Consider the following 25,500-nt stretch of genomic DNA (forward strand, 5'->3'; position numbering starts at 1 on the left):
GCCCCGGCCGTCGTTCTCCCCGTGCCGCCCCGGCCCTGCTCCGGCAACCCCCCGCGCGCCGTGGGCCGTTGACGTGCCCGCGCCGTACGCAATACATTCCGACCATCGGTATGTAGGAGGCATGATGAGTCAACCGTCCCCCGGCACAGCGGAGGCCGCGCGGCGCGGCTACCTTCCGCTGCTGCTGCTCGCATCCGGCGCGACGTTCCTGGCCGTCCTCGACGTCACCATCGTCAACCTGGCGATACCCGACCTCGCCGAGGACTTCGAGGACGCGGCCTTAGCGGACCTGTCATGGGTGATCACCATCTACGCGACCCTGTTCGCCGCGCTGCTGGCGCCGGCCGGCCGCGTCGCCGACGTGGTCGGCAGGAGGTCGCTGTTCATCGGCGGCATGAGCTGCTTCACCCTGATGTCGTTGCTGTGTGCGCTCGCCCCCAACCTGCCCCTGCTGCTCACCGCCCGAGCCCTCCAGGGCGCCGGTGCCGCGGCGATGATTCCGGCCTCCCTCGCCATCGTCCTCGTCGACACCCCGCCGGAACGCCGCCGGGCCGCGATCGGCCAGTGGAGCGCCGCCTCCGCCCTCGCCGCCGCGGTGGGGCCCTCGCTCGGCGGCGTGATGGTGGACGCGTTCGGCTGGCGCTCGCTGTTCCTGATCAACGTTCCGCTCGGCCTCGGCCTGCTGCTCTGCGCCGGCATCATCCCCCGGACCACCCGTCCCGAGGGGAGCAGGCTGCCCGACGTGGTGGGCACCGTGCTGCTCGGCACCGCCGTCGGCCTGCTGTGCCTGGGCATCTCCAAGGGCAGCGACTGGGACTGGGGCAACGCCAGGACCTGGCTGTGCATCGGCGGCGGCGCCCTGGCCCTGGGCCTGACCCTGTGGCGCTCCTCCCGCCACGCGGTCCCGGCCGTGGAGACCTCGTTGTGGCGCAGCCGCACCTTCGCCCTGTCCAACGTGGCCTCGTTCTTCTACGGCGCCTGCCTGTACGCCTGGCTCCTGGTCGGCGTGCTGTACGTGACCTCGGCATGGGAGTGGTCCGAGCTCAAGGCCGGCCTGGCGATGACACCGGGGGCGATCGCCGCCACCCTCACCGCGCTGTACGTGGGCAAGCTCCAGACCAAGTACGGGGTGCGCGTGGTGGTGATGGCCGGCTCCGTGCTGCTGGGCGCGACCGGTCTGTTCCTGGCGTTCACCCTCCCCGAGGACTCGATGTTCCTGGCGTACTGGCTGCCGCTGGGCACCCTGGCCGGCATCGCCATGGGCGCCGTCACCACCGGGACCTCGACGGCGGCGGCCCTGTCGGTCTCCCCGCTGCGCTTCGCCGGGGCCACGGGGCTGAACCAGACGGCGCGGCAGATCGGTGGCGCGATCGGCATCGCGTCCATGGCGACCATGCTCAGTGGGAAGGCGATCAGCGTCGATGACTTCGGCACGGTCTACGCCTTCTGCGGGATCGCCGCGCTGCTGACCGGTGTGGCCGCGATCGGTCTGGTCTTCCAGGCCGCACCGGCCCCCGCCGGAAACGGCGGGGACAAGACCGGCGCCCAGGGGGCGTCGCAGCAGGCCCCGGCCCGCTGAGCGACCGGTGCTGCCGGCCGCGGGGGGCGGGGCCCGGCACGCCGTATACCCAGGGAGTCCAGCAACTCCGCACGATCCGAGGCCGGGGTACCCACGCTCCCCGGTGCCTGCGCGCCCGGTCCCCCCGGAGTACCCCGAGGCCCGGGACCTGACGAGGAGAGGGAACGACATGACGAGCACCCAGCCGGAACCCGTTGACATCGCGTTGGAACTGGCCGACCCGCACTGTCTGACCGAGGAGGCCATGGACAGCCTGCTGGCGAAGGCCCCGTGGCAGCGGTACGTGGTGTTGGGGGACAGCATCGCCGAGGGGGTCCGGGAGGCGATACCGGGCTACCGGGACGCCAGTTGGGCCGACCGCCTGGCCACGGCGCTCAGGCGGATCCAACCCGACCTGGAGTACCGCAACCTGGGCGTCCGGGACCTGGTCGCGTCCAAGGTCAGGTCCACCCAGCTCGACCCCGCACTGGAGTTCCGACCGGACCTGGCCGTGGTGCTGGCCGGCGGCAACGACATCCTGGGCCGCACCTTCGACCCGGACGCGGTGCAGACCGAGCTGGCCCGGATGATCTCCTCGCTGCGCAGCACGGGCTGCACGGTGGTCACCATGGGGCTGTTCGACATCACCAGCTCGCCGCACGTGCCGGAGAAGTACCGGGCGGTCATGAAGGAGCGGCTCGCGGTGCTGGCCGAGCACACCAGGGCGGTCTCCTTCCGCATGGGCTGCCTCTACGTCGACCTGCCCAGCCACCCGTGCGGCACGGAGGACATCTACGCCCGCGACGGGCTGCACCTGAACACCAGGGGCCACGCCATCGTCGCCACCGAGACGGTCCGCCGGCTCGCGGAGTACCTCGACACCAAGGACTGACCGACGTTCCTCCCCTCCCGGGCGCCCATCACCTCGAAGGGCGCCCGGAGGCGTTTCCTGAGCCGCCGCTGAGATCGCCCTGACACGGGTGTGTCAGGGGCGTGTCGTCGATTCCGGACAGACTGGCCTTGCCGCGCCGCCGCCGGCGGCGGTCCCCGGCCCGCCGCGCCGCCGTGGCACCGTCCTGTCCCGCGCCCCCTGCCCGCCCTCCGGCCGCCCGCCCACACGGCCAGGTCCCACGGCTCCGTACCCCGCACCCCGGTCAGGTCACCCGTTCATCCGTCCCGTCGGAAGGCATTGACATGACAGGCACCGCCACCCCGCACGACCCGCAGTACCGCTACCCGATCCCCCGCACCTCCCCCCACGAGCCGCCGTGCGAGTACGCCAAGCTCCGCACTGAACAGCCGGTCTGCCCCATCGCCCTGCCGACGGGGCATCCGGCCTGGCTCATCACCCGTTACGAGGACGTCAAGACGGTGCTGTCGGACCACCGGTTCAGCCGGGAGGCGCTGTTCCGTGAGGGCGCGCCGCGCGCGCAACTGGTCGAGCCCGACTCCAACAGCGTGATCAGCATGGACCCGCCGCGGCACACCACGATCCGGAACCTGATCAACCGGACGTTCACCCCGCGGCGCTCGGAGAAGCTGCGGCCGACCATCAACCGCGTGGTGACCGACTTGCTGGACGCCATGGAGGTGGCGCCCAAGCCGGTGGACCTCAACGCCGCCCTGGCCCGGCCCATGGCGCTGCGGATCATCTGCGAGCTGCTCGGCATCCCGATCGAGGACCACCCCAAGTTCGGTAGCTGGTGCGACCACTTCATGTCGCTGACCAAGTACACCGCCGAGGAGATCATCCGCTCCAACCAGGAGATGCGGGCGTACTTCGGCAGGCTGATCGACATCAAGCGGGAGGAACCGGGTGAGGACCTGCTCACCCAGCTCGTCCAGGCGATGGACGAGGAGGAGAAGATCACCCGTGAGGAGCTGATCAGCACCGGCGTCATGCTGCTGATCGCCGGGCACGACACCACGGTGACCGTCACCGGTGGCGGCGCGATCATGCTGATGACCCACCCCGATCAGATGGCGCTGATCAAGGAGGACCCGACCCGGCTGAACCCCGCCATCGAGGAGATCATCCGCATGGTGACCCCGGGCGACGGGACCTTCATCCGGATCACTCTGGAAGACGTCGAACTCAGCGGCACCACCATCCCCGCCGGTTCCGCGGTGATCGCTCCGATCAGCTCCGCCAACCGCGACGCGGAGGTCTTCCAGGACCCCGACACCATGGACATCCTCCGCGAGGACAACAAGCACATCGGTTTCGCCCACGGGACGCACTTCTGCGTGGGGTCCGCGCTCGCCCGGGCCGAACTCCAGATCGGCCTCGGCATGCTGTTCGAACGTTTCCCCGGACTGCGGCTGGCCGTGCCCGCGGAGGAGCTGCGCTGGCGCAGCACCGCGGCCCTCGGCGGCTACGAGGAGATCCCCGTCACCTGGTGACCACCGGGGTCTTCCGCGGGCGGCCACGAACGGAGAGGAACCCCATGACCAGGACCGCTCACCGCATCTGCCCCTTGTGCGAGGCCAGTTGCGGCCTGACCATCGAACTGGACGGAGACCGGGCGACCCGGGTCCGTGGGAACGCGGCGGACGTCTTCAGCAAGGGGTACGTGTGCCCCAAGGGGATCGCCCTGGGAGACCTCGACCAGGACCCCGACCGGCTCCGGACACCGCTGCTGCGCCAACCGGACGGCAGCCTGGCCGCGGTGAGCTGGGACGAGGCGTTCGCCGCGGTGGAGACCGGCCTCAACCGGGTCATCGCCGAGCACGGCAGGGACGCGGTGGCGTACTTCTACGGGAACCCGATCGTCCACACCATCGCCCTGCCGCTGTACAGCCGGGTGCTGCGGGAGATGCTGGGCAGCCGCAACGTCTTCGGGGCCAGCACCATCGACCAGATGCCGAAGAACGTCTCCTGCGGGCTGATGTTCGGGGACCCGTGGGCCGTTCCCGTCCCCGACATCGACCGCACCAGCCACCTGCTGGTGATCGGCGCCAACCCGATGGTGTCCCACGGCAGCATGTGGACGGTGCCCGACCTGCCGGGCCGTCTGCGGGCGCTGCGGGCCCGCGGCGGCCGACTGGTGGTGGTGGACCCGCGGCGCACCAGGACCGCGGAGGTCGCCGACGAGTACGTGCCGGCGCGCCCGGGAACCGACGTCCACCTGCTCTTCGCCATGGTGCACACCCTCTTCGCTGAGGGCCTGGCGGTCGAGCTCGACGAGGCCGGGTTCGCCGGGCTCGACCAGCTCCGCCAGGCCGCCGGGGACTTCACCCCGGAGGCGGTGTCCGAGGTGTGCGGGATCGCCCCCGGAACCATCAGGAAGCTGGCCAGGGACCTCGCCGCGGCCCCGACCGCCGCCGTCTACGCCCGGTTCGGCGCGTGCACCACCGAGTTCGGCACCCTGACCAACTACCTGGTGGACGTGCTCAACGTGCTGACCGGCAACCTGGACCGGCCGGGCGGCGTGATGTTCGGCGAGGCCCAGCACAACGCGCTGGTCGCCACGGAACCGCTGGTGCTCGGCCGCTGGCACAGCCGGGTGCGCGGCCTGCCCGAGGTCGTCGGGGAGTTCCCGGTGGCCACCCTGGCCGACGAGATCGACACCCCGGGCGACGGCCAGGTCAGGGCCGTGCTGATGGTGGCGAGCAACCCCGTGCTCGGCGCGCCCAACGGGGAGCGGCTCGACCGTTCGCTCGCCGGTCTGGACTTCATGGTCGCCGTGGACTGCTACCTCAACGAGACCACCCGGCACGCCGACGTGATCCTGCCGCCGCCCCGGCTGCTGCAGACCGGCCACTTCGACATCGTGCTGTCCCGGATGGCGGTGCGGCGGGTGGCCAGGTACTCCCCGCCCGCGCTGCCGCTGGAGCCCGGGCAGCCGAGCGAGTCCGCGATCCTGGCCAAGCTGGCGCTGATCGCGGGCGGCTTCGGCGCCGGGGCCGACCCGGCGGCACTGGACGAGATGATCATCGACAGGACGCTCCAGGCGGTGCTCGCCGCCCCCGGGTCCCCGTTCGCCGGCCGGGACCCGGCCGAGCTGAAGGCGATGCTCACCGGGGCGGACAGCGTCGAGCGGCGCCTGGACCTGATGATCAGGCTGTCCACCCTCGGGGACGCCTTCGGGCTCCGCCCGGACGGACTCAACCTGGCCGCCCTGGTCGCCCACCCACAGGGCATCGATGTCGGTGCCCTACGGCCCCGACTGAACGAGGTGCTGGTCACCGCGTCCGGCAAGGTGGAGCTGTACCCGGAGCCGGTCGGCAGCGATGTGCAGCGGCTGGCCAAGCGGCTCCTGCGTGGGGAGGTCCCGGGGCGGGACGCCGCCGACGGCGGTCTGCTGCTGATCGGCCGGCGCAACCTGCGGTCGGCCAACGGCTGGACCCACAACGTGCCCGCGCTCTCCGGGGGCAGCAACCGCTGCACACTGGAGATCAACCCGGCCGACGCCGGGCGCCTGCACATCAGCCCCGGCCAACCGGTCACGGTGCGCAGCAGGGCGGGCAGCATCGAGGTCACAGCCGACGTCACCGACCGGGTGGCACCGGGCGTGGTCAGCCTCCCGCACGGCTGGGGCCACGGCCGCGACGGGGCGCGGCTGCGGCACGCCGCGAAGGACCCGGGGGCCAGCGCCAACGCCCTCACCGACGAACTGGTGGTGGACCGGCTCTCCGGCACCGCGGTGTTCAACGCGGTCCCCGTGCGGGTGACCCCCGCGGTGGCCTAGCCCCCCGGATCACCGTGCGCCCGGTGGTCGGCGCGGCCCCGCCCCGACCACCGGTGCCGCCGGGTAGCCCCGGACGGCGGTTAGTGAGCGGGCGGGGACGGTACACATGACAGGACGTCCGGAAGGAGAGCCGACCCGTCATGACCGCTACCCACGTCACCAGCCGCGAGGTACGTCTCGTCGCCCGACCGAGCGGCTGGCCGCAGCCGGAGGACTTCGAGGTCGCCGAGGTGCCCGTCACCGAACCCCCGCCCGGCCACGTCCTGGTGCGCAACCTCCACCTCTCCGTGGACCCCTACATGCGCGGCCGGATGAACGACCAGGACTCCTACGTGCCGCCGTTCGAGCTGGACCAGCCGATGGAGGGCGGCGCCGTCGGCCGGGTGGTGTCCTCCCGCGCCCCCGAGCTGCCCGAGGGCACCCATGTGCTGCACCCGCTGGGCTGGCGGGAGTACGCCGTGCTCGACGCCCGCCAGGCCACCCCGGTTCCCACCAGGTTCGACAACGGGCAGACCGTCCCGTTGAGCACGTACCTGGGAGTGCTGGGGATGACCGGGCTCACCGCCTACGCCGCCCTGGTCGAGGTGGCCCGCCTCCGGGAGGGTGACGTGGTGTTCGTCTCCGCCGCGGCCGGGGCGGTGGGGAGCGCGGCCGGGCAGATCGCCCGTCTGCGGGGGGCGTCCCGGGTCATCGGCAGTGCCGGCACCCCGGAGAAGGTCCGACTCCTCCTGGACGAGTACGGGTTCGACGCCGCGTTCGACTACCGGGCGGGGTCGGTGGTCGAACAGTTGCGGAGCGCCGCCCCGGAGGGCATCGACGTCTACCTCGACAACGTCGGGGGTGACCACCTCGAGGCCGCCATCGACGTGCTGCGGGTCCACGGACGCGTCGCCATGTGCGGCATGATCTCGCAGTACAACACCACCGAGGCGACCGCGGCGCCGCACAACCTGGCCAAGGTGATCGGCAAGCGGCTGACCCTGCGCGGGATGCTGGTGCGCGACCACTCCGACCTCCGCGAGCAGTTCTTCCACGAGGTGGGCGGTTGGGTGCGGACCGGCGCGCTGAAGTACCAGGAGACGGTGGTGGAGGGGATCGACAACGCGGTGGAGGCGTTCATCGGCATGCTCCGCGGGGAGAACGTCGGCAAGATGGTGGTCTCGCTCCCGGAGTGAGCGGGCCCCCGGCCCACCGTGGGCGATGAGTCGCGGCCCGTCCAGCGGTCTGAACGAGCGGCACCTTTCCCACCACGGAGGGACACACACCACCATGACCGTCGAGCCGACGAGCGCCGGACCGAGGGTGGAGATCCGCAGTGAGCAGCCGTGCGTCGCGATCTCCGTCACCACGACCCCCAGCGAGTGGGGCGGGGTGGGGACGCTGGTCATCGAGGCCCTGGAGTGGCTGGCCGCCAGGGGGCTGACCCCGGCGGGAGCGCCGTTCCTGCGCCACCGGTTGGTGGGTGACGGCGGGCGCCCGTTCCGCCTCGAGATCGGCTGGCCGGTCGAGGCCCCCGTCGAGGGGGCCGGTCGGGTGGTCGCCGGTGTCATACCCGCCGGCCGGTACGCGGTGCTGGTCCACGCAGGTCACCCCGACCGGCTCCCGGAGTCCTGCAAGGCCCTCGAGCTCTGGGGCGCCGACCGGGGGCTGGAGTGGGACGTCCACCGGGACGGCGCGGAGGAGGTGTGGGGCGGCCGGTTCGAGTTCTACCTCACCGATCCGGCCGAGCGCCCAGACCCGGAGGAGTGGCTGACCGAGATCGCCTACCGGGTCAGGGACGAACCCGCCGGGTGAGCCGTTCGTCGGGGGCCGGTGGCCCGGGCCCCGGCGCCGTCACCAGTCCCGGTCCTCACCAGTCCCGGTCCTCGGTCCCGAAGGCCGCCCGGTACAGGATTCTGGCCAGCTCGGCCTGGCCGTCCACGCTGGGGTGGAACCAGTCCCAGGGGCTCAACTGCTCGGTGGTGAAACGGAACCGGTGCACCGCGCCGCCGTCCCAGATGCAGGTGGGGGTCGCGGCGCAGGTCTGCTCCAGCACCTCGTTGTACGCGTCCACCCTGGCGGAGACCGCGGACCGGCGTTCCCGGTCGGCCGGCGCCGTGGAGCCGGCGTTGCTCAGCATCGACGGGCAGATCCCCAGTTGCCAGACCTGCTTGGCGAGCCGGTGCTCGCGGCCCACCCGCCAGAGCTGTTCCAGGTCCGGGATGCTGCCGACCAGCACCCGCGCCTCGGGGGCCGTGCGGTGCAGGACGGCCAGGGCCGCCTCGAAGTCCGCGCGGAAGTCGGCGACCGGGGTCATCCGGTCGACGGTGGGCCGGCAGGCGTCGTTCGCCCCGATGAGGACGGCCACCAGGTCGGGGTCACGGGCCGCGGCCTGACGCATCTGCCCCGGCAGCTCGGCCATGCTGGCGCCGCTGCGTGCCAGGTTCCAGCTCCCGCGGACCGTGCTGTCGGCGGAGTCCGACGAGCTCCGCGCGCCGGTGGGCCGCCCGAGCAGCCGGGCGGCCAGGCTGTCCACGCGCTCGTCGGTGCCGGTCACCCAGGAGACCTCCGGGCAGTCCGACAACAACGAGCAGGCGTCGAACCCACGGGTGATGGAGTCCCCGACGGCGGCGACCGACCGGGGGCGTTCCGGCCAGGCCGGGGCGCGCTGGGGTGGTGCGGTGGCCGGGGCGGAAGCCTCCGGGTCCTTCGAGGTGTCGGACGCCGTGCAGCCGGCGAGCAGCAGCGTCGCCGTGGTCAGCGCGGTGAGCGGGGTGATCGCCTTTCGTAGGGCTGACAGGCGCATTGCGCTCCCTGGGACGAGTGGGTGATATCCCGACGGGCCCGACGGTACGTCACTGCGGCGGTGGTCAGGCACGGTAGCGTTTTCCCTGGGTGTTGGCAGGACACCTCGGTACGAGCCGAGGGAAGATCATGGAGTGGTGGGGTGGTTCGAGTTTACGCTTAGTCAGCTACTGTCCCATTTGTGAGTTTTGTCTGTAGGTAACGTTTACCGAAAGTCACTTCGGGAACTGGTATGACAGTGACCAATGGGGCAGAATATCTGTCCTCGCCCGGGCTCCCGCAGGCACGGGAACGAGGCCGCTGGGGAAGGCGACCCTCGTCCACAGCCTGGAGGTCCCGGTGACGACACGTGGAGTTCTCTATGTGCACTCCGCGCCGCGCGCGCTGTGCCCGCACGTCGAGTGGGCCGTTGCGGGCGTGCTCGGTGTGCGCGTCAGTCTTGACTGGATCCGGCAGCCGGCGTCCCCGGGCACCTGGCGGGCCGAGTTCTCCTGGCAGGGCGAGCCCGGCACGGCGTCGAAGCTCGCCTCCGCGCTGCGCGGGTGGCACCTGCTGCGGTTCGAGGTGACCGCGGAACCGTGCCCCACCGCGGAGGGGGAGCGCTACAGCAGCACTCCCGAGCTGGGCATCTTCCACGCGGTCACCGGCATGCACGGCGACATCCTGATCCCCGAGGACCGGCTGCGCGCCGCCCTGATCAGGTCGAGGAACGGCGAAGCGGACCTGGAGACGGAGATCTCCAAGCTGCTCGGCAAGCCCTGGGACGACGAGCTGGAGCCGTTCCGTTACGCCGGTGAGGGCGCCCCGGTGCGCTGGCTCCACCAGGTGGTCTGACCGACCGGGCGACGGCCGGGGCGACGACCGTCGCCCCGGCCCGCCGTGGACCGGTGGTGGACCCCCCTCTTTCGGGTGATTGCGCCGGCCCGCGTCCGGCCCCGACCAGGACGGCCCCGCCGCACACGCACAGGCGTGCCGCAGCCCGGGTGCGGTGGAGCACCCGGGCTGCGGTGGGACGTGCGGCCGTGTGTGGCTCAGCGGGCCGTCGTGGCGGCGGGACCGCCCGCCCTACCGGCGGAACGCGAGGACGACGTTGGCGCCGCCGAACCCGAACGAGTCGTTCAGGGCGGCGACGGTGCCCTCCGGCAACGGCCGGGGCTTGTCCACGATGATGTCCGCCTTGATCTCCTCGTCGAGGACGTCGACGTTGATGGTGGGCGGTGCCGTCCGGTGGTACAGCGCGAGCACCGTGGCCACCGTCTCCAGACCCCCGGCGCCGCCGAGCAGGTGACCGGTCATCGACTTGGTCGAGGAGATGGCCATGTGGTCCAGGTCGTCCCCGAAGACCCGGCGCAGCGCGTTGATCTCGGCGGAGTCGCCCTGCGGGGTCGAGGTCGCGTGGGCGTTGATGTACGCCACCTCCGCGGGCTTCAGGTCGCTGGTGTCCAGGAGGTTCTGCAGGGCGGCGGCGATCCCGCGGCCGTTCGGCTCCGGCTGGGCGATGTGGTGGCTGTCCGCGGAGAGGCCCTGGCCGACCATCTCGCAGTACACGCGCGCCCCGCGCGCCGCGGCGTGCTCGGCCGACTCCAGCACGACCACGCCCGAGCCCTCACCGAGCACGAAGCCGTCCCGGCCCTTGTCGAAGGGCCGGGAGACCCTGGTCGGGTCATCGGTGTTCTTGGACAGCGCCATCATGTTGGCGAACGCGGCGACCGGCAGTGGGTGGATCGCGGCCTCAGTGCCGCCGGCCACCACCACGTCGGCCCGGCCGGTGCGGATCATCTCCGAGGCGTAGCCGATCGCCTCCCCACCGGAGGCGCAGGCGCTGACGGGGGTGTGCACCCCGGCCTGGGCGTTGACCTCGAGCCCCACGTTGGCCGCGGAGCCGTTCGGCATCAGCATCGGCACGGTGTGCGGGGACACCTTGCGGAAGCCCCGCTCGCGCAGGATGTCGTACTGCTCGAGGAGCGTGGTCACCCCGCCGATCCCGGAGGCGATCACGGCACCGAGGCGCCCCGGTGCGACCTGGGTCCCGTCGGCGGGGCCGGTGAACCCGGCGTCCGCCCACGCCTCCTTGGCGGCGATCAGGGCGAACTGGGCCGAGCGGTCCAGCTTGCGCGCCTGGGGGCGGGGGAGAACCGTGAGGGGCTCCACGGCCACCTGCGCGGCGATGCGCACCGGTAGGTCCGCGGCCCACTCGTGCTCCAGGAGGGACACCCCGGAGCGGCCCGTGAGCAGGCCGTCCCAGGTCGATGCGGCGTCGCCACCCAGGGGCGTGGTGGCACCGATACCGGTGACGACCACGGTGCGGTTGGTCGCGTTCACAGGGCAAGTCTCCACGTGGTTGGTGCGGACGGCGTGCTGCCGGGGAGGGACACGACAGCGCGCGCCGCCCGGACGAGGCTCGCCCGGCCGAAGCCGGGCGACGCGGCGGTCAGCTTATGACTGGGTGCTGAGCTGGGCGTTGAGGATGTAGTCGGCAGCGTCGCCCACGGTCCTCAGGCCCTTGACGTCGTCGTCCGGGATCTTGACCTCGAACCGCTCCTCGGCCGCGACGACGACCTCCACCATGGAGAGCGAGTCGACGTCGAGGTCGTCGGTGAACGACTTGTCCAGCTCGACCTCCTCGGCCGGGATGCCGGCGATCTCGTTGACGATCTCAGCGAGACCCTCGAGGATCGCATCCTTGTCATTGATGGCGGCCATCAGGCGCACTCCATTTCCTATGTTGCGAGTTGTCACGAACCACGGGGTGCAGTCCGCTACGGCAGGGTAACGACCGTTGCGGCATAGGTCAGACCCGCCCCGAATCCGATGCACAGGGCGAGGTCGCCGCTCTTGGCCTGGCCGGTGGCCAGCAGCCGCTCCATCGCGAGGGGGATGGAGGCGGCGGAGGTGTTGCCGGTGGTCTCCACGTCACGGGCGATCGCGACGTGCTCCGGCAGCTTGAGGGTCTTCACCATCGAGTCCACGATCCGCATGTTGGCCTGGTGCGGGATGAAGACGTCCAGGTCGGCCGCGGTGATCCCGGCGGCGTCCAGCGCCCGCTGGGCCACCTTGGCCATCTCGAACACCGCCCAGCGGAAGACCGCCTGGCCCTCCTGGCGCAGCGCCGGGAAACGGACGCCCTCGCCGCCGTTCCGGTACGCCTCCCAGGAGACCGTCTGAGAGATCACGTCGGACTTGTCGCCCTCCGAGCCCCACACCACAGGGCCCATCGCGGGCTTGTCGGAGGGGCCCACGACGACCGCGCCCGCGCCGTCACCGAACAGGAAGGCCGTGGACCGGTCCTCCAGGTCGGTGAGGTCGGAGAGCCGCTCCGCGCCGATGACGAGCACGTGGCGCGCGCTACCCCCGGTCACCATGTCCTTGGCCAGGTTCAACGCGTAGGTGAAACCGGCGCAGCCCGCGTTGACGTCGAACGCCGCCGGACGGCCGGCGCCGACCCGGTGGGCGATCTCGGTGGCGACCGCCGGGGTCTGCTTGAAGTGCGAGACGGTGGCGACCAGGACGCCGTCGATGTCCTCGGGGGCCACGCCGGCGTCCGCGATGGCCTTGCCGCCGGCGATCACCGCCATCTCGGCGACGGTCTCGTCCGGCCCCGCCCAGTGCCGGGTGACGATGCCGGAACGGGAACGGATCCACTCGTCGCTGGAGTCGATGTGCTTGAGGATCTCCTCGTTGGGGACCACGCGGGTCGGCCGGTACCCACCGACCCCGAGGATGCGGGCGTGACGGGCACCGAGAGCCGGGGTGATCGTGGCAGTCATGCGTGACGTCCCTTCCTGGGGCGGCTACTGGGGGAGATCGAAGGCCGTGCGCCGGCTGGGGCCGGCCTACTCCGCGGGCGCCTCGCGGTCGAGCGGGAACAGCGGGTTGGCGTCCGGGTCGCCGTGCTCAGCGACCAGTTCGCGGGCGGCGTCCAGGTCGTCCGGGGTCTTCAGGGCCAGGGTCCGCACCCCGGGCAGGGCCCGCTTCGCCAGGCCGACCAGGGTGCCCGCGGGGGCCACCTCGATGATCGCCGTGGCGCCGAGGTCCCGGATGGTCTCCATGCACAGGTCCCAGCGGACCGGGTTCGACACCTGGGTGACGATCCGGGCCAGCACCTCCTGGCCGCTGGGCACCACCCGTCCGTCGGCGTTGGACAGGTAACGGGTGCGCGGGTCGCGCACGGTGATCCCGGGGACCAGCTCCCTGAGTGTGGAGACGGCCGGGGCCATGTGGTGGGTGTGGAACGCGCCGGCCACCTTCAGCGGGCGGACCCTGGCCCCCTCGGGCCGGTCCTCGGCCAGCGCGGCGAGCTGCTCGGTGGTTCCCGCGGCGACGATCTGCCCCGCGCCGTTGTGGTTGGCCGGGGTCAGTCCGTGCTCGGCCAGCTTGGCCAGCACCACCTCGGGGTCGCCGCCGAGCACCGCGGACATCCCGGTCTCGGTGACCCCGGCGGCCCGGGCCATGGCCAGTCCGCGCTGGCGGACCAGGGCCATCGCGGACTCCGCGCTGATCACGCCGGAGCCGGCCGCGGCGGTGATCTCGCCCACGCTGTGCCCCGCCGTGGCTGCCACCAGGCGGTGACCCTCCAGCGGGCGGGGGAACAGGGCGAGGGCGGACACCAGGCCCGCGGCGACCAGCAGCGGCTGCGCCACGGCGGTGTCGCGGATCTCCTCCGCGTCCGCCTTGGTGCCGTAGTGGACGAGGTCGAGCCCGGCCACCGCCGACCACCACTGGAGACGTTCGGTGACACCGGGGACGTCAAGCCAGGGGCCGAGGAAGCCGGGGGTCTGGGCACCCTGTCCGGGAGCAACGAGTACGAGCACCATCACACTGTCCCTTGTCCGAGGGGTTCAGTGCGCGTACGGACAGGGACGAAGAACTCACAAGCGATTTGTGGACCTTCTACAAATGACTAGATCTGTTGCTCGCTGCCCGCCAATCTGCCGAGGATGAGCGCGGTGTGCAGGGTGAATGCCGAACGTACGTCTGATGGTGACCAACCGGTGATGTCCGTCACACGTCGCAGCCGGTAGCGAACGGTGTTCGGATGGACGAACAGCATCCGCGCTGCTCCCTCCAGCGATGACGCCTGTTCCAGGTAGACCGAGAGGGTCTCCAACAGCGCCGAGCCCGCGGCCTCCAGCGGTCTGTAGATCTCCTCCACCAACTGGTCGCGGGCCGTGGAGTCTCCCGCCATCGCCCGCTCCGGCAGGAGATCATCGGCGAGAACCGGCCGCGGCGCGTCCGGCCAGGCGGCGCACGCCCGGAGGCCGGCCGCCGCCGACTGCGCCGAGCGCGTGGCCGCCAGCAGGTCCGGCACCACCGGTCCCACCACCACGGGACCGGCGGCGAACGGCCCGATCAGCGCCCTGGCCGTGTGCAGCGGATCGTCGCTGCCACCTGCGATCACCGCGAGCCGGTCGCCGAACACGCCGGTCATCACGTGGAGCTTCGCGTGCCGCGCCGACCTGCGGATGGCGTCCACGGTCAACTCGCTGTCCCCGTCCGGGGCCGTCCCCAACACCACGAGCACCCGGTCCGGCGTGCTCCAGCCCAACGCCGCCGCACGGGACAGCAGGCCCTCATCGGCCTCCCCCGACAGCACCGCGTTGACCACCAGCGACTCCAGCCTGGCGTCCCACGCCCCCCGGGCCTCCGCCGCCTGGGCGTAGACCTGGGCGGTGGCGAAGGCGATCTCCCGGGCGTAGACCAGCAGCGCCTCGCGCAGCAGCGCCTCGTCCCCCGGGGCCGCCACCTCCTCGATGGCCTCCTCGACCACCTCGATGGTGGTGCGGACCATCTCCACGGTCTGCCGCAGCGTGACCGCTCGGGTCAGCTCCCGCGGCGCGGTGCCGAACACGTCGGTGCTGATCGCCTGGGGCGCCTCAGGATGCCGGAACCACTCGGTGAACGCGGCGATGCCGGCCTGGGCGACCAGGCCGATCCACGAGCGGTTCTCCGGCGGCATCGCCCGGTACCACGGCAGGGACTCGTCCATCCTGGTGATGGCCGCGGCGGCGAGCCGGGCCGCGGACTTCTCCAGCCGGCGCAGGGTCTCCGCGTGGCCGCTGGGGACGACACGGTCACTGGGCGAGGAGGGGGAGGTGTCAGACACGCTCCAAGCGTGCCCTACCCGGGACGGTATCCGGGAACCAGGTGGGGGAGGATGGTGCGCGCGGAGGTGAGGTCGCATGACAGTCCCCGTGCCCACCGGGGTCGTCCTGACCCGGGCCGAGCAGCGGTACACCGGGGGAGAGCCGGGCATCGAGTCCCGGTACGCCTTCTCGTTCGGCGACCACTACGACCCGCGGAACATCCACTTCGGGCCGCTGCTCGCGGTCAACGAGGAACGGCTCGAGCCCGGCGCGGGCTTCGCGCCCCACCGGCACCGGGACACCGAGATCGTCACCTGGGTCCTGGAGGGAGCCCTGGAACACCGGGACTCCGAAGGGAACCAGGGGGTGCTGCGGCCGGGCACCGCCCAGGTGATGAGCGCGGGCGCCGGGGTGGAGCACACCGAGCGCAACGCCGGCCCCACGCCGGTGCGGTTCGTGCAGACGTGGCTCCAGCCGGACGCCTGGGAGCCGCCCCCCGCGGGCGCCGACCACCCTCACGCCCCGGGGCCGGACGCCCCCGGAGGCGTTCCGCGCTACGCCCGGCGAACGGTGCCGCCCGAGCTGCGGCACGCGGTGCTGGCCGCCGGCCCGGAACCCCCCGCCGGCCCAGGGCCCCCATCCGGTGCCGCGCCGCTGCGCCGGCGGGATGCCGAGCTCCACCTGGTGCGCCGAGCGGCCCTCGACACCGACGGGGCCTCGGAGCCGGGGGAACCGGGGCCGCAGGAGCTGACCGAGCTGCCCCGGGCACCGTTCCTCTACGTCCACGTGGTCCGCGGTGAACTGCGCTGCGCGGCGGACACCGGCCGGGGTGAGACGGACCACCGGCTCCTGCCGGGGGACGCGCTGCGGGTGCGGGACAACGCCTGGGCCCGGCCCCGTGCCGGCGAGCACGGGGTGGAGCTGCTGGTCTGGGCGATGCACAGCGACCTGCGCCGCGGCTGACCGTAGACCTGCGCCGCGGCTGACCGTGCCCGCGGGGGGGCCGCCGCCCCGTGCCCACGCCGCCCGTGCCCACCGGGCTCCCGGCGGACGGCCCAGCACTCCGGTTGTCACCCGCAAGCGTCCTTGACCAGCAGACGGAGTGCAGCGGGGGGTCAGAGCTGAGCGGCCAGTTCCGCAAGGACCGCGTCGGTCAGCGCGGGCCACACCTCGACCGCCCAGGGCCCGAAGTTCCGGTCGGTCAGGCAGACACAGGCGGCGCCGGCCACCGGGTCCACCCACAGGAACGTCCCCGACTGACCGAAGTGCCCGAAGGTCCTCGGTGAGGACGTCGCGCCGGTCCAGTGCGGACTCTTGCCGTCGCGGATCTCGAAGCCGAGTCCCCAGTCGTTGGGGCGTTGGTGGCCGTATCCGGGGAGCACCCCGCTGAGACCGGGGAAGGCCACCTCGGTGGCGGCGGCCAGGGTCGAGGGATCGAGCAGTCGCGGCGCCTGGAGTTCCGCGGCGAACTTGACCAGGTCGTCCACGGTGGAGACGCCGCCCGCCCCGGCGCTGCCCGGCAGGTCGCTGCCGGACATGTCCAACGGCTCGAACACCGCCTGCCGCAGGTACTCGGCGAACGGTATCTGTGTGGCCTTGGTCACGGTGTCGGCCAGCACCTCGAAGCCGGCGTTCGAGTACAGCCGGCGGTTCCCGGGCTCCGCCATCGCCCGGTGGTCGTCGAAGGCGAGTCCCGAGCAGTGGGCGAGCAGGTGCCGCACCGTCGAGCCGGGCGGTCCTGCCGGCTCGTCCAGCTCCACCGCTCCCTCCTCCACGGCGACCAGCGTGGCGTACGCGGTCAGCGGCTTGGTCACCGAGGCGAGGGGGAACGGGCGCGCCGTGTCGCCGTGCACCCCGCGTACCGTTCCGTTCCGGGTGACGACCGCGGCGGCGGCGTTGTCGACCGGCCAGGTGTCGATCACCCGCAGGCTCTCCATCTCCATGCACGTGAGGGTACTGGCGAGGGAGGCGCGGTCCCGAACCCCGGGGCCCGGTGGCGCCCCCTCGGCCCCCGCCGGGCTCCCGCTCCGGTTCCCCTTTCCCCCGGTGGGCCCGACCCTCGGGGCCGCAGGTCGTCGGGGCCTGCGGTCCTTGCCTAGAGCGGACTCGAAGTCGGTAACGTGGGGCCGCCCCAGCGGTTCAGAGGAGGGAGCGATCCGCGCATGACGTTGCCGAGGACCAGGGGAGCCGCCTCCGCTCCCGCACCGGCCCGGCGTCCCCTCCCCGGGAGGTCCGCCTCCGGGCGGACGGCGTCCCCCACCGACGCGCCAGCGACCGGCACCGGGCCCGTCGGGCCCCGGCCGGTCCCCGCGACGTGCACCGAGGTTCCCCCCGCCGACGCGGCCCCGGGCATCCGCCGACCGCACGGCACGGACGGCTACCTGATCAGCGAGGTCGTCGCCCTCACCGGGCTCAGTGCGCACACGCTGCGCTGGTACGAGCGCATCGGGCTGACGCCGCACATCGACCGCTCGCACACCGGGCAGCGCCGGTACCGCGACCACGACCTGTCGTGGCTGCACTTCCTCAACAAACTCCGCCTGACCGGGATGCCGGTGGCCGACATGGTGCGCTACGCCGAGCTGGCCCGGGCCGGTGACCACACCCGGGACCAGCGCCGGGAGTTGCTGGAGGCGCACCGGGAGAACGTGCGGCGGCAGCTCGACGACCTCAGGGACAGCCTGACGGTGCTGGACCACAAGATCGCGTTCTATGCGGGGCCCTGCGGCTCGCGGGAGACGGCCTGACGGCCACTGACGCTCCCGCGTTGGCCTGACGTCCGACGGTCGGGGGCCTGACGGGAGGGGGGCCGACGGGACGGGACAGGGTGGCCGGACCCGGCGCGGTGGGTGGCGCGCCGGGGTTCAGGTCAGACCTATGGCGCACAGCGGGTCCTGGTCAGCACAGGCCACCGCGTCGTACGCGCCGACGGCCAGGGAGCCGAAGTTCCGCAGGCTGGTGGTCCCCGGCTTCAGGTACCCGTTGTGGCCGTGGGCGTTGTCCGCGCTCAGCACCCGGGCGCCGAAGTCGTCGGAGACCGGGTCGGCCCCGTGCCCGAGCCCGGCGAACTCCAGGTGGGGCACGTTCCTGATCCAGTCGCTGGAGTCCCGCGCCGCCCACACCCGCGCATCGGTGTTCAGGTCCTCCGCCCGGTCGGCGCGCACCCCGGGGCTGCCGAACACGGCTATGTCCACCACCTTCCCCTTGGGGAGCCGGGAGGCGGCGAGCCCGCACACGACCGAGCCGTAGCTGTGGCAGAACAGCGAGGTGCTGGTGCGTTCCGGCAGGCCGTCCACCATCCGCAACAGCCGGTCGGCGCCGTCCGCGGCGAGACCGCCGGTCGCGGCGTCGAAGTCGATGCCGGACGGGGTCGTGTAGTCGGCCCAGGCCACCACCGCCAGCTTGGCGGTGGGGTCCTGGTGGCGCCCCGTCGCGTACAGGGCGCGAGCCATGCCGACCGGCGCCTCCCGCTCCTGCTCGGTGCGTTCGAAGGAGAGGAGGTCCGTGTCCGCGCCGGGGACCACCACCGACACCCGCTCGGCAGTGGCGAGGTCACCGAACACCTCGGCGGCCCGGCCGCGGCCCGTCGGGTCGAAGGAGAGGATCTGCCGGCCGTCCTCCAGCAGGGAGCGGTACCGGTGCACCAGCCGCAGGGAGTTCTGGCGGCCGTGCTCGGTGAGGTCCGATGACAGGCGGCGGCGGTTCTCCGCGCGGATCGCCCTGCCCAGGGACGTCCGGTTGGCTCGGTAACGCAGGTTCAGCGGGGCGCCGTCGAGGTTCCCCACCACCAGCGGGTGGCGTTCGGCGAGCTGCTGTTGCTGGCGCGCCGTCAGCGACGTGAAGAACCGGGCTACGGCCCCGGGCGAGGAGTCGGGGCGGGGCAGCCGTCGCTGGTCGATCGACCCGTGCAGCCACGCCTCCAGTGCCGCGGCGCGCGGGTCGCTGTCCCACCGGCGGGCGTGGCGGTTGGCCGTCCAACCGGTGGTCACCAGCAACACCAGGACGACGAACACCGCCAGCACCGCCCGCCCCGGAGACGTCAGCTCCTGGGCGAGGGCGCGTACCCAGTAGCAGCCGAGGGTGCGCGAACAGACGGTGTCGGACGCGGGGATGGCCAAGGGCTCGTCAAGAGAGTGCAGAACGTTCACCGCGCCCCACGATAGGAGAGCGGCGGCACCCCGCGCAGGGCGAGTGGGGTAGGTCACGTGTGGAGTTGGCAGAAACCGGGCAGGATCACTCTTCTGACGTAGTGTCGGCCCGCGTTGCCGGCGTCCCTGGCGCGCTGCTGGCGGGGGGCTCCTCCAGGGCCCCGGCGCGGCGGCCCCAGTCGCCGGCGAGCGCCGGCTGCAACTGGTCCAGGTGTCGTTCGATGAGCTGGACCATGGCGTCGAGGCTGGGGACCCCCTCGCTGTTCCAGACGCGGTTGGCGGCGCGGCAGGCCGCGGTGAAGACGGCGGTGACCAGGCGGGGGCGCAGGTCCGCGGACAGGTCGACCCCCTCGCGCCGGGCCAACTCGGCGGCCACCCGCTCCTCGAGCTCCTCGGCACGGCGCAGGTGGGCGGCGAGCAGGGAGGGCGTGGACTCGATCAGCCGCACCACGCTCAGGTGCAGGCCCGAATCCACGGTCGTCGACGTGGTGTTGCGCATCTCCTCGTGGACCACGCGTGCCGCCCGGCGCAGCGCGGTGAGGGGGGACTCCTGCGGAGGGCGCCGGCACAGCTCCTCGTAGAAGAGCTCCTCAGCGACGATCACCGCCCCGAAGGCCAGGTCCTCCTTGGTCGCGAAGTACCGGAAGAAGGTGCGCTGCGAGACCTCGACCGCGGCGGCGATCTGGTCCACGGTGGTCTGCTCGTAGCCCTGCTCGAGGAAGAGTCGAATCCCGGCCTCGACCAGGTCCTCGCGGGTGCGCTGCTTCTTGCGCTGACGCAGCCCCGTCCTCGGTGCCGTGGCCGGCGCCTCCATGTACTGGGTCACTCCAGGTCACCCCCCTCGTGCATATGCGCGGTTCTCGCACACATGATAGGAGCTGTCAGTTACTTACGCTTGAGATTGTTTGTCAACTGTCAGTGACTGACATAGCCTCACATCATGAGCATCCCACGTTCGAGTGAGTCGGGGGGACAGGCCATGACCCAGGCGGTAGCCGATCAGACGCCGAAGGACGTCGTCACCGGACGGTCCAGGGTCCGTGGCCATCCCTGGTTCACCCTGCTCACCGTCGCCATAGGCGTGATGATGGTCGCCCTCGACGGCACCATCGTGGTCGTGGCCAATCCGGCCATCCAGACCGACCTGAAGGCCTCCCTGGCCGATGTGCAGTGGATCACCAATGGTTACCTGCTCTCCCTCGCCGTCTTCCTGATCACCGCGGGGAAGGTCGGGGACAGGTTCGGCCACCGGCAGACCTTCATGGTGGGCGTGACCGGCTTCGCCCTCGCCTCCGGGGCCATCGGCCTGTCCAACGGGGTCAGCATGGTGGTCACCTTCCGGGTGCTCCAGGGCCTGTTCGGCGCCATGCTGCAGCCCGCAGCGCTCGGGCTGCTCCGGGCCGCCTTCCCGGCCGAGAGGCTCAACATGGCCATCGGCATATGGGCAGCGGTCATCGGGACCTCCACCGCGGCCGGCCCGATCGTCGGTGGCCTGCTGGTGGAACACGTGAGCTGGGAGTCGGTGTTCTTCATCAACGTCCCGGTGGGCGCCGTGGCCCTGGTGATGGGCCTGGTCGTGCTCCGGGACGTGCGGGCGGAGAACGCCCCCCGGTCGTTCGACATCCCGGGTATCGGGTTGCTCACCGGCGCGATGTTCTGCCTGATCTGGGGGCTCATCAAGGCCCCCGAGTGGGGCTGGAGCAGCGGGCGCACCCTGCTGTTCCTCGGGCTGGCGGTGCTCGGCTTCCTCGCCTTCGCGATATGGGAGAGCAGGGCCCGGGAACCCCTCCTCCCGCTGCGGCTGTTCCGCTCGGCGCCACTGACCGCAGGCACCGGACTCATCGTCCTCATGTCCTTCGCGATGATCGGTGGGATCTTCTTCACGACGTTCTACCTCCAGAACGTGCACGGCATGGGGGCCGTGGACAGCGGCGTGCACCTGCTCCCGCTCACCGGGATGATGATCGTCAGCTCACCGATCGCGGGAGCGCTCATCACCAAGATCGGACCGCGGATTCCCATGTTGGCCGGCATGCTGTTCACCAGCACGGCGATGTTCGGGATGACCACGTTGGGCACGGAAACGGGCACGCTGCCGATGTCGCTGTGGTTCGCGACGCTCGGCCTCGGCCTGAGCCCCGTCATGGTCGGTGCCACCGAGGTCATCGTGGGCAACGCCCCACTGGAGCTCTCCGGGGTCGCGGCCGGCCTCCAGGCGTCCGCGATGCAGGTGGGCGGCAGCCTCGGCACCGCGGTGCTCGGCGCGCTGATGGCGGCCCGCGTCGAGAACGTCCTGCCGGACAAGTGGGCCGACGCGGGACTTCCCAAGACGTCACCGGAACAGATGGATCAGTTGTCCGAAGCTGCCTCCGTCGGTAAGGCCGTGGTGCCGCGGGGCACCTCCGAACAGGCCGCGCAGACGATGACTGACGTCGCCCACTCGTCCTTCCTCAGCGGGATGGAGCTGTCGTTCCTGGTGGCCGGTGTCATGGGGCTGGGAGCGGCGGTCCTGGCCCTGTTCACCAAGCGCGGCAGCCACCAGGCAGGTCCATCCGCACACGTCTGAGTGTCCCCCATGAGCGGCTGCGCTTCCGGGTTATCCACAGGGGGCGGGCTCGATCACTCGATCGAGCCCGCCCTGACGTTTCTGCACAGCCTTTCCGCGTCCTTCCGACACACGTCCGAGTGGACCCGCCCTGTGGGCCTTGGCAGAGGCGGTGGGACCGCCCGACGCTGCTGTTCAGCGCCGGGGAGGTAACCGGTGCCCAACGGGGGGAGTTGGTCATGCGCGCCATCACGCTCGCCGTCGCCGGAATCCTGGTCGCCGCGGTGCCGACGACCGCGGCCGGCCACGCCGGGCCGCCCACCGCCGCGTCCGCAGGCGCCCCGATCACCGCTCGCGCCGTGGACGGGTGTGACCGGGGGGAGTTCTGTGTGTGGACCGGGGCCCGGCACACCGGGCGCCGCCACACCTGGAACCTCGCCGGTGCCGGAGTGCAGAGTTGTGTCCCACTGCCCTCCGGTGACGTGGGCAGGTCCTTCGCCAACCGGATGTCCCGGCCGGTGACGGTCTACGAGGACCGGGAGTGTGCCACGGAGGGACAGTTCGACACCTACCCCGGAGGCGGGACCTGGGTCCCCGAGGCGCCCTTCGTGGTGCGGGCCCTGCAGGTCTGGGAGAGCTGAGGCATGGTTCGTTCCGTCCAGGCAGCCGGCCCCTCCAGGCCCCCGTGGCGCCTCCGGTGGCGAGGCCCACGCCGACTCCGATGGCTCTCGCGCTGGCGGTTTCCGCGCCCCGGCGCCGGGCGCCGTCGGCCCCCGACGGGGTGCCACGGTCCTCTCCTCGGGCACGTCGGGCGCCGGGCCGGCGTCGCGGACGCCCGATCAGGGCACGAAAAGGGGCGGTGGCGCCCGCACGAACTGCCGGCACGCCACCGCCCCGGGCCGGGAGCAGGCCCCCGACCCGATGTGTCAGGCCTCGCCGCCCGCCGAGCCCGGGTGGGCCGCGGAAACGTCGAGGAGCTGGTAACGGTCGATCGCCGCCTTCAGCGCGGAGCGGTCGATCCTGCCCTCCCGGGCCAGCTCGGTGAGCACCGCCACGACCACCGACTGCGCGTCGATGTGGAAGAAGCGCCGCGCCGCCCCCCGGGTGTCGGCGAAGCCGAAACCATCCGCTCCGAGCGACTGCCAGGTGCCCGGTACCCAGCGCGCGATCTGGTCCGGGACGGCCCGCATCCAGTCGGACACGCCGACGAACGGGCCCTGCGCCCCCTGGAGTTTGCGCGTCACGTAGGGCACCTGCTGCTCCTCCTCCGGGTGCAGGAGGTTGTGCCGCTCGGCCTCCACCGCGTCGCGCCGGAGCTCGTTCCACGAGGTCGCGGACCAGACGTCGGCCCGCACGTCCCACTCCTCCGCGAGGATCCGCTGCGCCTCCAGTGCCCACGGCATGGCGACGCCGGAGGCGAGGATCTGAGCGGGGATGGAGCCGGATTCCCCGGCCTGGTAGCGGTACAGGCCCTTGAGGATGCCCTCGACGTCCACGCCCTCAGGCTCGGCCGGCATCTTGATCGGCTCGTTGTAGACGGTCAGGTAGTAGAAGACGTCCTCGCCCTGCGGGTGCTCGGGCGAAGAGCCGTACATCCTGCGCAACCCGTCCTTGACGATGTGCGCGATCTCGAAACCGTAGGCCGGGTCGTAGGCGACGCATCCCGGGTTGGTCGAGGCCAGGAGCTGCGAGTGGCCGTCCGCGTGCTGGAGGCCCTCACCGGTCAGCGTGGTGCGGCCGGCGGTGGCGCCGAGCACGAAGCCACGGGCGAGCTGGTCGGCCATCTGCCAGAACTGGTCGCCGGTGCGCTGGAAGCCGAACATCGAGTAGAAGACGTAGACCGGGATCAGCGGCTCACCATGGGTGGCGTAGGCGGAGCCGGCCGCGATCAGGGACGAGGTGCACCCCGCCTCGGAGATGCCGTCGTGCAGCATCTGTCCCGTGGTGGACTCCTTGTACGCCAGGAGCAGCTCACGGTCCACGGACTCGTAGGTCTGGCCCGCAGGGGAGTAGATCTTGGCCGAGGGGAAGAGCGAGTCCATGCCGAAGGTGCGGTACTCGTCGGGCGCGATCGGCACGAAGCGCTTGCCGATCTCCTTGTCCCGCATGAGGTCCTTCAACAACCGGACGAACGCCATGGTGCTGGCGATCTGCTGGTTGCCGGAGCCCTTCTTCAGCGCCGCGTAGGCCTTGTCGTCCGGCAGGCTCAGCGGCTTGTGCCGCACGACCCGGGTCGGCACGTAGCCGCCCAGCGCCTTGCGGCGGTCGTGCATGTACTGGATCTCTTCGCTGTCCCGCCCGGGGTGGTAGTACGGGGGCAGTCCGGACTCCAGCTCCCGGTCGCTGATCGGGATGTGCAGCCGGTCCCGGAAGCGCTTGAGGTCCTCGACCGTGAGCTTCTTCATCTGGTGCGTGGCGTTGCGGCCCTCGAAGTTCGGGCCGAGGGTCCAGCCCTTCACGGTCTGGGCCAGGATCACGGTGGGCTGGCCCTTGTGCTCCTTGGCCGCCTTGAACGCCGCGTAGATCTTGCGGTGGTCGTGGCCACCGCGGCCGAGGTGGAGGATCTGCTCGTCGGTGAGGCCCTCGACCATCTTCCGGAGCCGGTGGTCGTCACCGAAGAAGTGCTCGCGGATGTAGGCGCCGGTCTCGGTGGCGTAGGTCTGGAACTGTCCGTCCGGGGTGTTGTTCAGCTTGTTCAGCAGCACACCGTCCACGTCCTGGGCGAGCAGCGGGTCCCAGGTGCGGTCCCAGACGAGCTTGATCACGTTCCAGCCGGCGCCACGGAAGTACCCTTCGAGCTCCTGGATGATCTTGCCGTTGCCGCGTACCGGGCCGTCGAGGCGCTGGAGGTTGCAGTTGATCACGAAGGTCAGGTTGTCCAGACCCTCGCGCGCCGCGAGGCCGAGCTGACCGAGCGACTCGGGCTCGTCCATTTCGCCGTCACCGAGGAAGGCCCACACGTGCGAGGCGGAGGTGTCCGCGATGTTCCGGGCGTGCATGTACCGGTTCATCCGAGCCTGGAAGATCGCTGCCAGGGGGCCGAGCCCCATGGACACGGTCGGGAACTCCCAGAAGTCGGGCATGGACCGGGGGTGGGGGTAGCTGGACAGCCCGTGAGGAGCCTTGGACTTCTCCTGGCGGAAGGCGTCGAGCTGTTGTTCGGTGAGACGGTCGAGGAGGAAGGCCCGGGCGTAGATGCCTGGCGAGGCATGGCCCTGGAAGAAGATCTGGTCGCCGCCGTCGCCTCGGTCCTTACCCCGGAAGAAGTGGTTGAAGCCCACGTCATACAAGGAGGCCGACGAGGCGAACGTGGCGATGTGCCCGCCGACGCCGATACCCGGCCGCTGGGCCCGGGAGACCATGATCGCCGCGTTCCACCGGGTGGCGGCGAGGACCTTGCGCTCGATCTCCTCGTTGCCCGGGAAGAAGGGCTCGCTCTCGGTGGGGATGGTGTTGATGTAGTCGGTGCTGAGCAGCCCGAGCCCGCCGATTTGCTGCTCTCGGGCCCGCTCCAGCAGCCGCAGCATGAGGTAGCGGGCACGCTCACGGCCGCGAACGTTCGCGACGGCGTCGAGCGACTCCATCCACTCGCCGGTCTCTTCCGGGTCGATGTCCGGGACCTGGCTGGGCATGCCGCCGATGATGATCGGGTTGCGATCGGATCCGGAAGCCACGCTGTTCCTTCACTGTT

At 71.7% G+C, this 25,500-nt stretch carries 21 protein-coding genes; 11 read left to right on the forward strand and 10 right to left on the reverse strand.

The window, feature by feature from the left end; translation table 11 throughout:
- Positions 1-124 precede the first annotated feature (124 nt).
- The 6 genes from A3IG_RS31415 (at position 125) to A3IG_RS0126480 (ending at position 8,043) form a co-directional block, all read left to right on the forward strand.
- Positions 125-1,579: a DHA2 family efflux MFS transporter permease subunit gene (locus A3IG_RS31415; RefSeq protein WP_018386607.1), complete on the forward strand. Its 1,455-nt coding sequence runs from the start codon at positions 125-127 to the stop codon at positions 1,577-1,579.
- Between the two features lie 169 nt (positions 1,580-1,748).
- Positions 1,749-2,450 (forward strand): SGNH/GDSL hydrolase family protein, encoded by a 702-nt coding sequence (locus A3IG_RS0126460; RefSeq protein ID WP_018386608.1) that lies wholly within the window; start codon positions 1,749-1,751, stop codon positions 2,448-2,450.
- Positions 2,451-2,752: 302 nt separating this feature from the next.
- Positions 2,753-3,961 (forward strand): cytochrome P450, encoded by a 1,209-nt coding sequence (locus tag A3IG_RS31420; protein WP_018386609.1) that lies wholly within the window; start codon positions 2,753-2,755, stop codon positions 3,959-3,961.
- 44 nt (positions 3,962-4,005) lie between these two features.
- The gene (locus A3IG_RS0126470) at positions 4,006-6,249 is read left to right on the forward strand and encodes a molybdopterin-dependent oxidoreductase (RefSeq protein WP_018386610.1); all 2,244 of its coding nucleotides are present in this window, start codon (positions 4,006-4,008) and stop codon (positions 6,247-6,249) included.
- A gap of 140 nt (positions 6,250-6,389) precedes the next feature.
- Positions 6,390-7,424: an NADP-dependent oxidoreductase gene (locus A3IG_RS0126475; protein ID WP_018386611.1), complete on the forward strand. Its 1,035-nt coding sequence runs from the start codon at positions 6,390-6,392 to the stop codon at positions 7,422-7,424.
- Between the two features lie 94 nt (positions 7,425-7,518).
- Positions 7,519-8,043 carry a GyrI-like domain-containing protein gene (locus A3IG_RS0126480; RefSeq protein WP_018386612.1) on the forward strand — a complete coding sequence of 175 codons (525 nt, stop codon included), beginning with the start codon at positions 7,519-7,521 and terminating at the stop codon, positions 8,041-8,043.
- Between the two features lie 55 nt (positions 8,044-8,098).
- Here A3IG_RS0126480 and A3IG_RS0126485 read toward each other — a convergent pair whose 3' ends face one another.
- Entirely contained in the window at positions 8,099-9,034 is a 936-nt protein-coding gene (locus A3IG_RS0126485; protein ID WP_018386613.1) for an SGNH/GDSL hydrolase family protein, read from the reverse strand.
- Between the two features lie 338 nt (positions 9,035-9,372).
- On the opposite strand from A3IG_RS0126485, the gene A3IG_RS0126490 reads away from it, so the two are divergent.
- Positions 9,373-9,867 (forward strand): DUF3145 domain-containing protein, encoded by a 495-nt coding sequence (locus A3IG_RS0126490; RefSeq protein WP_026220694.1) that lies wholly within the window; start codon positions 9,373-9,375, stop codon positions 9,865-9,867.
- A gap of 231 nt (positions 9,868-10,098) precedes the next feature.
- Here A3IG_RS0126490 and fabF read toward each other — a convergent pair whose 3' ends face one another.
- The 5 genes from fabF to A3IG_RS0126515 all read right to left on the reverse strand — a co-directional run bounded on the left by fabF (position 10,099) and on the right by A3IG_RS0126515 (position 15,136).
- Complete coding sequence (gene fabF / locus A3IG_RS0126495; protein ID WP_018386615.1) at positions 10,099-11,355, reverse strand: beta-ketoacyl-ACP synthase II; 1,257 nt, start codon at positions 11,353-11,355, stop codon at positions 10,099-10,101.
- A gap of 114 nt (positions 11,356-11,469) precedes the next feature.
- A complete protein-coding gene (locus tag A3IG_RS0126500; RefSeq protein WP_018386616.1) occupies positions 11,470-11,736 on the reverse strand; it encodes an acyl carrier protein in 267 nt (88 codons plus the stop codon).
- Between the two features lie 56 nt (positions 11,737-11,792).
- Complete coding sequence (locus A3IG_RS0126505) at positions 11,793-12,800, reverse strand: ketoacyl-ACP synthase III (protein ID WP_018386617.1); 1,008 nt, start codon at positions 12,798-12,800, stop codon at positions 11,793-11,795.
- A gap of 66 nt (positions 12,801-12,866) precedes the next feature.
- Positions 12,867-13,844 carry an ACP S-malonyltransferase gene (locus A3IG_RS0126510; protein ID WP_051087647.1) on the reverse strand — a complete coding sequence of 326 codons (978 nt, stop codon included), beginning with the start codon at positions 13,842-13,844 and terminating at the stop codon, positions 12,867-12,869.
- Positions 13,845-13,933: 89 nt separating this feature from the next.
- Positions 13,934-15,136 (reverse strand): PucR family transcriptional regulator, encoded by a 1,203-nt coding sequence (locus A3IG_RS0126515; RefSeq protein ID WP_018386619.1) that lies wholly within the window; start codon positions 15,134-15,136, stop codon positions 13,934-13,936.
- A 76-nt stretch (positions 15,137-15,212) separates the two neighbouring features.
- Here A3IG_RS0126515 and A3IG_RS33445 point away from each other — a divergent pair, with 76 nt between their 5' ends.
- Positions 15,213-16,079 (forward strand): pirin family protein, encoded by an 867-nt coding sequence (locus A3IG_RS33445; protein WP_040912356.1) that lies wholly within the window; start codon positions 15,213-15,215, stop codon positions 16,077-16,079.
- 152 nt (positions 16,080-16,231) lie between these two features.
- On the opposite strand, the gene A3IG_RS0126525 is transcribed toward A3IG_RS33445, so the two are convergent.
- Entirely contained in the window at positions 16,232-17,053 is an 822-nt protein-coding gene (locus tag A3IG_RS0126525) for a serine hydrolase domain-containing protein (RefSeq protein WP_026220695.1), read from the reverse strand.
- A gap of 225 nt (positions 17,054-17,278) precedes the next feature.
- Here A3IG_RS0126525 and A3IG_RS31430 point away from each other — a divergent pair, with 225 nt between their 5' ends.
- Positions 17,279-17,863 (forward strand): MerR family transcriptional regulator, encoded by a 585-nt coding sequence (locus A3IG_RS31430; protein WP_018386622.1) that lies wholly within the window; start codon positions 17,279-17,281, stop codon positions 17,861-17,863.
- Between the two features lie 117 nt (positions 17,864-17,980).
- On the opposite strand, the gene A3IG_RS0126535 is transcribed toward A3IG_RS31430, so the two are convergent.
- Positions 17,981-19,255 carry an alpha/beta hydrolase gene (locus A3IG_RS0126535; protein ID WP_407701042.1) on the reverse strand — a complete coding sequence of 425 codons (1,275 nt, stop codon included), beginning with the start codon at positions 19,253-19,255 and terminating at the stop codon, positions 17,981-17,983.
- A 94-nt stretch (positions 19,256-19,349) separates the two neighbouring features.
- Positions 19,350-20,090, reverse strand: coding sequence for a TetR family transcriptional regulator (locus A3IG_RS0126540; protein ID WP_018386624.1), 741 nt, complete (start codon positions 20,088-20,090; stop codon positions 19,350-19,352).
- A 153-nt stretch (positions 20,091-20,243) separates the two neighbouring features.
- Here A3IG_RS0126540 and A3IG_RS0126545 point away from each other — a divergent pair, with 153 nt between their 5' ends.
- A complete protein-coding gene (locus tag A3IG_RS0126545) occupies positions 20,244-21,830 on the forward strand; it encodes an MFS transporter (RefSeq protein ID WP_018386625.1) in 1,587 nt (528 codons plus the stop codon).
- A 218-nt stretch (positions 21,831-22,048) separates the two neighbouring features.
- Complete coding sequence (locus A3IG_RS0126550) at positions 22,049-22,450, forward strand: peptidase inhibitor family I36 protein (RefSeq protein WP_018386626.1); 402 nt, start codon at positions 22,049-22,051, stop codon at positions 22,448-22,450.
- A gap of 285 nt (positions 22,451-22,735) precedes the next feature.
- Here the strand turns inward: A3IG_RS0126550 and aceE are convergent, their stop codons facing one another.
- Entirely contained in the window at positions 22,736-25,483 is a 2,748-nt protein-coding gene (gene aceE, locus A3IG_RS0126555; RefSeq protein WP_018386627.1) for a pyruvate dehydrogenase (acetyl-transferring), homodimeric type, read from the reverse strand.
- Positions 25,484-25,500: the final 17 nt, after the last annotated feature.

This window comes from Wenjunlia vitaminophila DSM 41686 (assembly GCF_000380165.1).
GTDB classification, from domain to species: Bacteria; Actinomycetota; Actinomycetes; order Streptomycetales; family Streptomycetaceae; genus Wenjunlia; species Wenjunlia vitaminophila.

Coding starts and splice junctions, on each gene's coding strand:
- A3IG_RS31415 (WP_018386607.1), top strand. CDS start 125: ATGAGTCAACCGTCCCCCGGCACAGCGGAGGCCGCGCGGCGCGGCTAC.
- A3IG_RS0126460 (WP_018386608.1), top strand. CDS start 1,749: ATGACGAGCACCCAGCCGGAACCCGTTGACATCGCGTTGGAACTGGCC.
- A3IG_RS31420 (WP_018386609.1), top strand. CDS start 2,753: ATGACAGGCACCGCCACCCCGCACGACCCGCAGTACCGCTACCCGATC.
- A3IG_RS0126470 (WP_018386610.1), top strand. CDS start 4,006: ATGACCAGGACCGCTCACCGCATCTGCCCCTTGTGCGAGGCCAGTTGC.
- A3IG_RS0126475 (WP_018386611.1), top strand. CDS start 6,390: ATGACCGCTACCCACGTCACCAGCCGCGAGGTACGTCTCGTCGCCCGA.
- A3IG_RS0126480 (WP_018386612.1), top strand. CDS start 7,519: ATGACCGTCGAGCCGACGAGCGCCGGACCGAGGGTGGAGATCCGCAGT.
- A3IG_RS0126485 (WP_018386613.1), bottom strand. CDS start 9,034: ATGCGCCTGTCAGCCCTACGAAAGGCGATCACCCCGCTCACCGCGCTG.
- A3IG_RS0126500 (WP_018386616.1), bottom strand. CDS start 11,736: ATGGCCGCCATCAATGACAAGGATGCGATCCTCGAGGGTCTCGCTGAG.
- A3IG_RS0126505 (WP_018386617.1), bottom strand. CDS start 12,800: ATGACTGCCACGATCACCCCGGCTCTCGGTGCCCGTCACGCCCGCATC.
- A3IG_RS33445 (WP_040912356.1), top strand. CDS start 15,213: ATGACAGTCCCCGTGCCCACCGGGGTCGTCCTGACCCGGGCCGAGCAG.
- A3IG_RS0126525 (WP_026220695.1), bottom strand. CDS start 17,053: ATGGAGAGCCTGCGGGTGATCGACACCTGGCCGGTCGACAACGCCGCC.
- A3IG_RS31430 (WP_018386622.1), top strand. CDS start 17,279: ATGACGTTGCCGAGGACCAGGGGAGCCGCCTCCGCTCCCGCACCGGCC.
- A3IG_RS0126545 (WP_018386625.1), top strand. CDS start 20,244: ATGACCCAGGCGGTAGCCGATCAGACGCCGAAGGACGTCGTCACCGGA.
- A3IG_RS0126550 (WP_018386626.1), top strand. CDS start 22,049: ATGCGCGCCATCACGCTCGCCGTCGCCGGAATCCTGGTCGCCGCGGTG.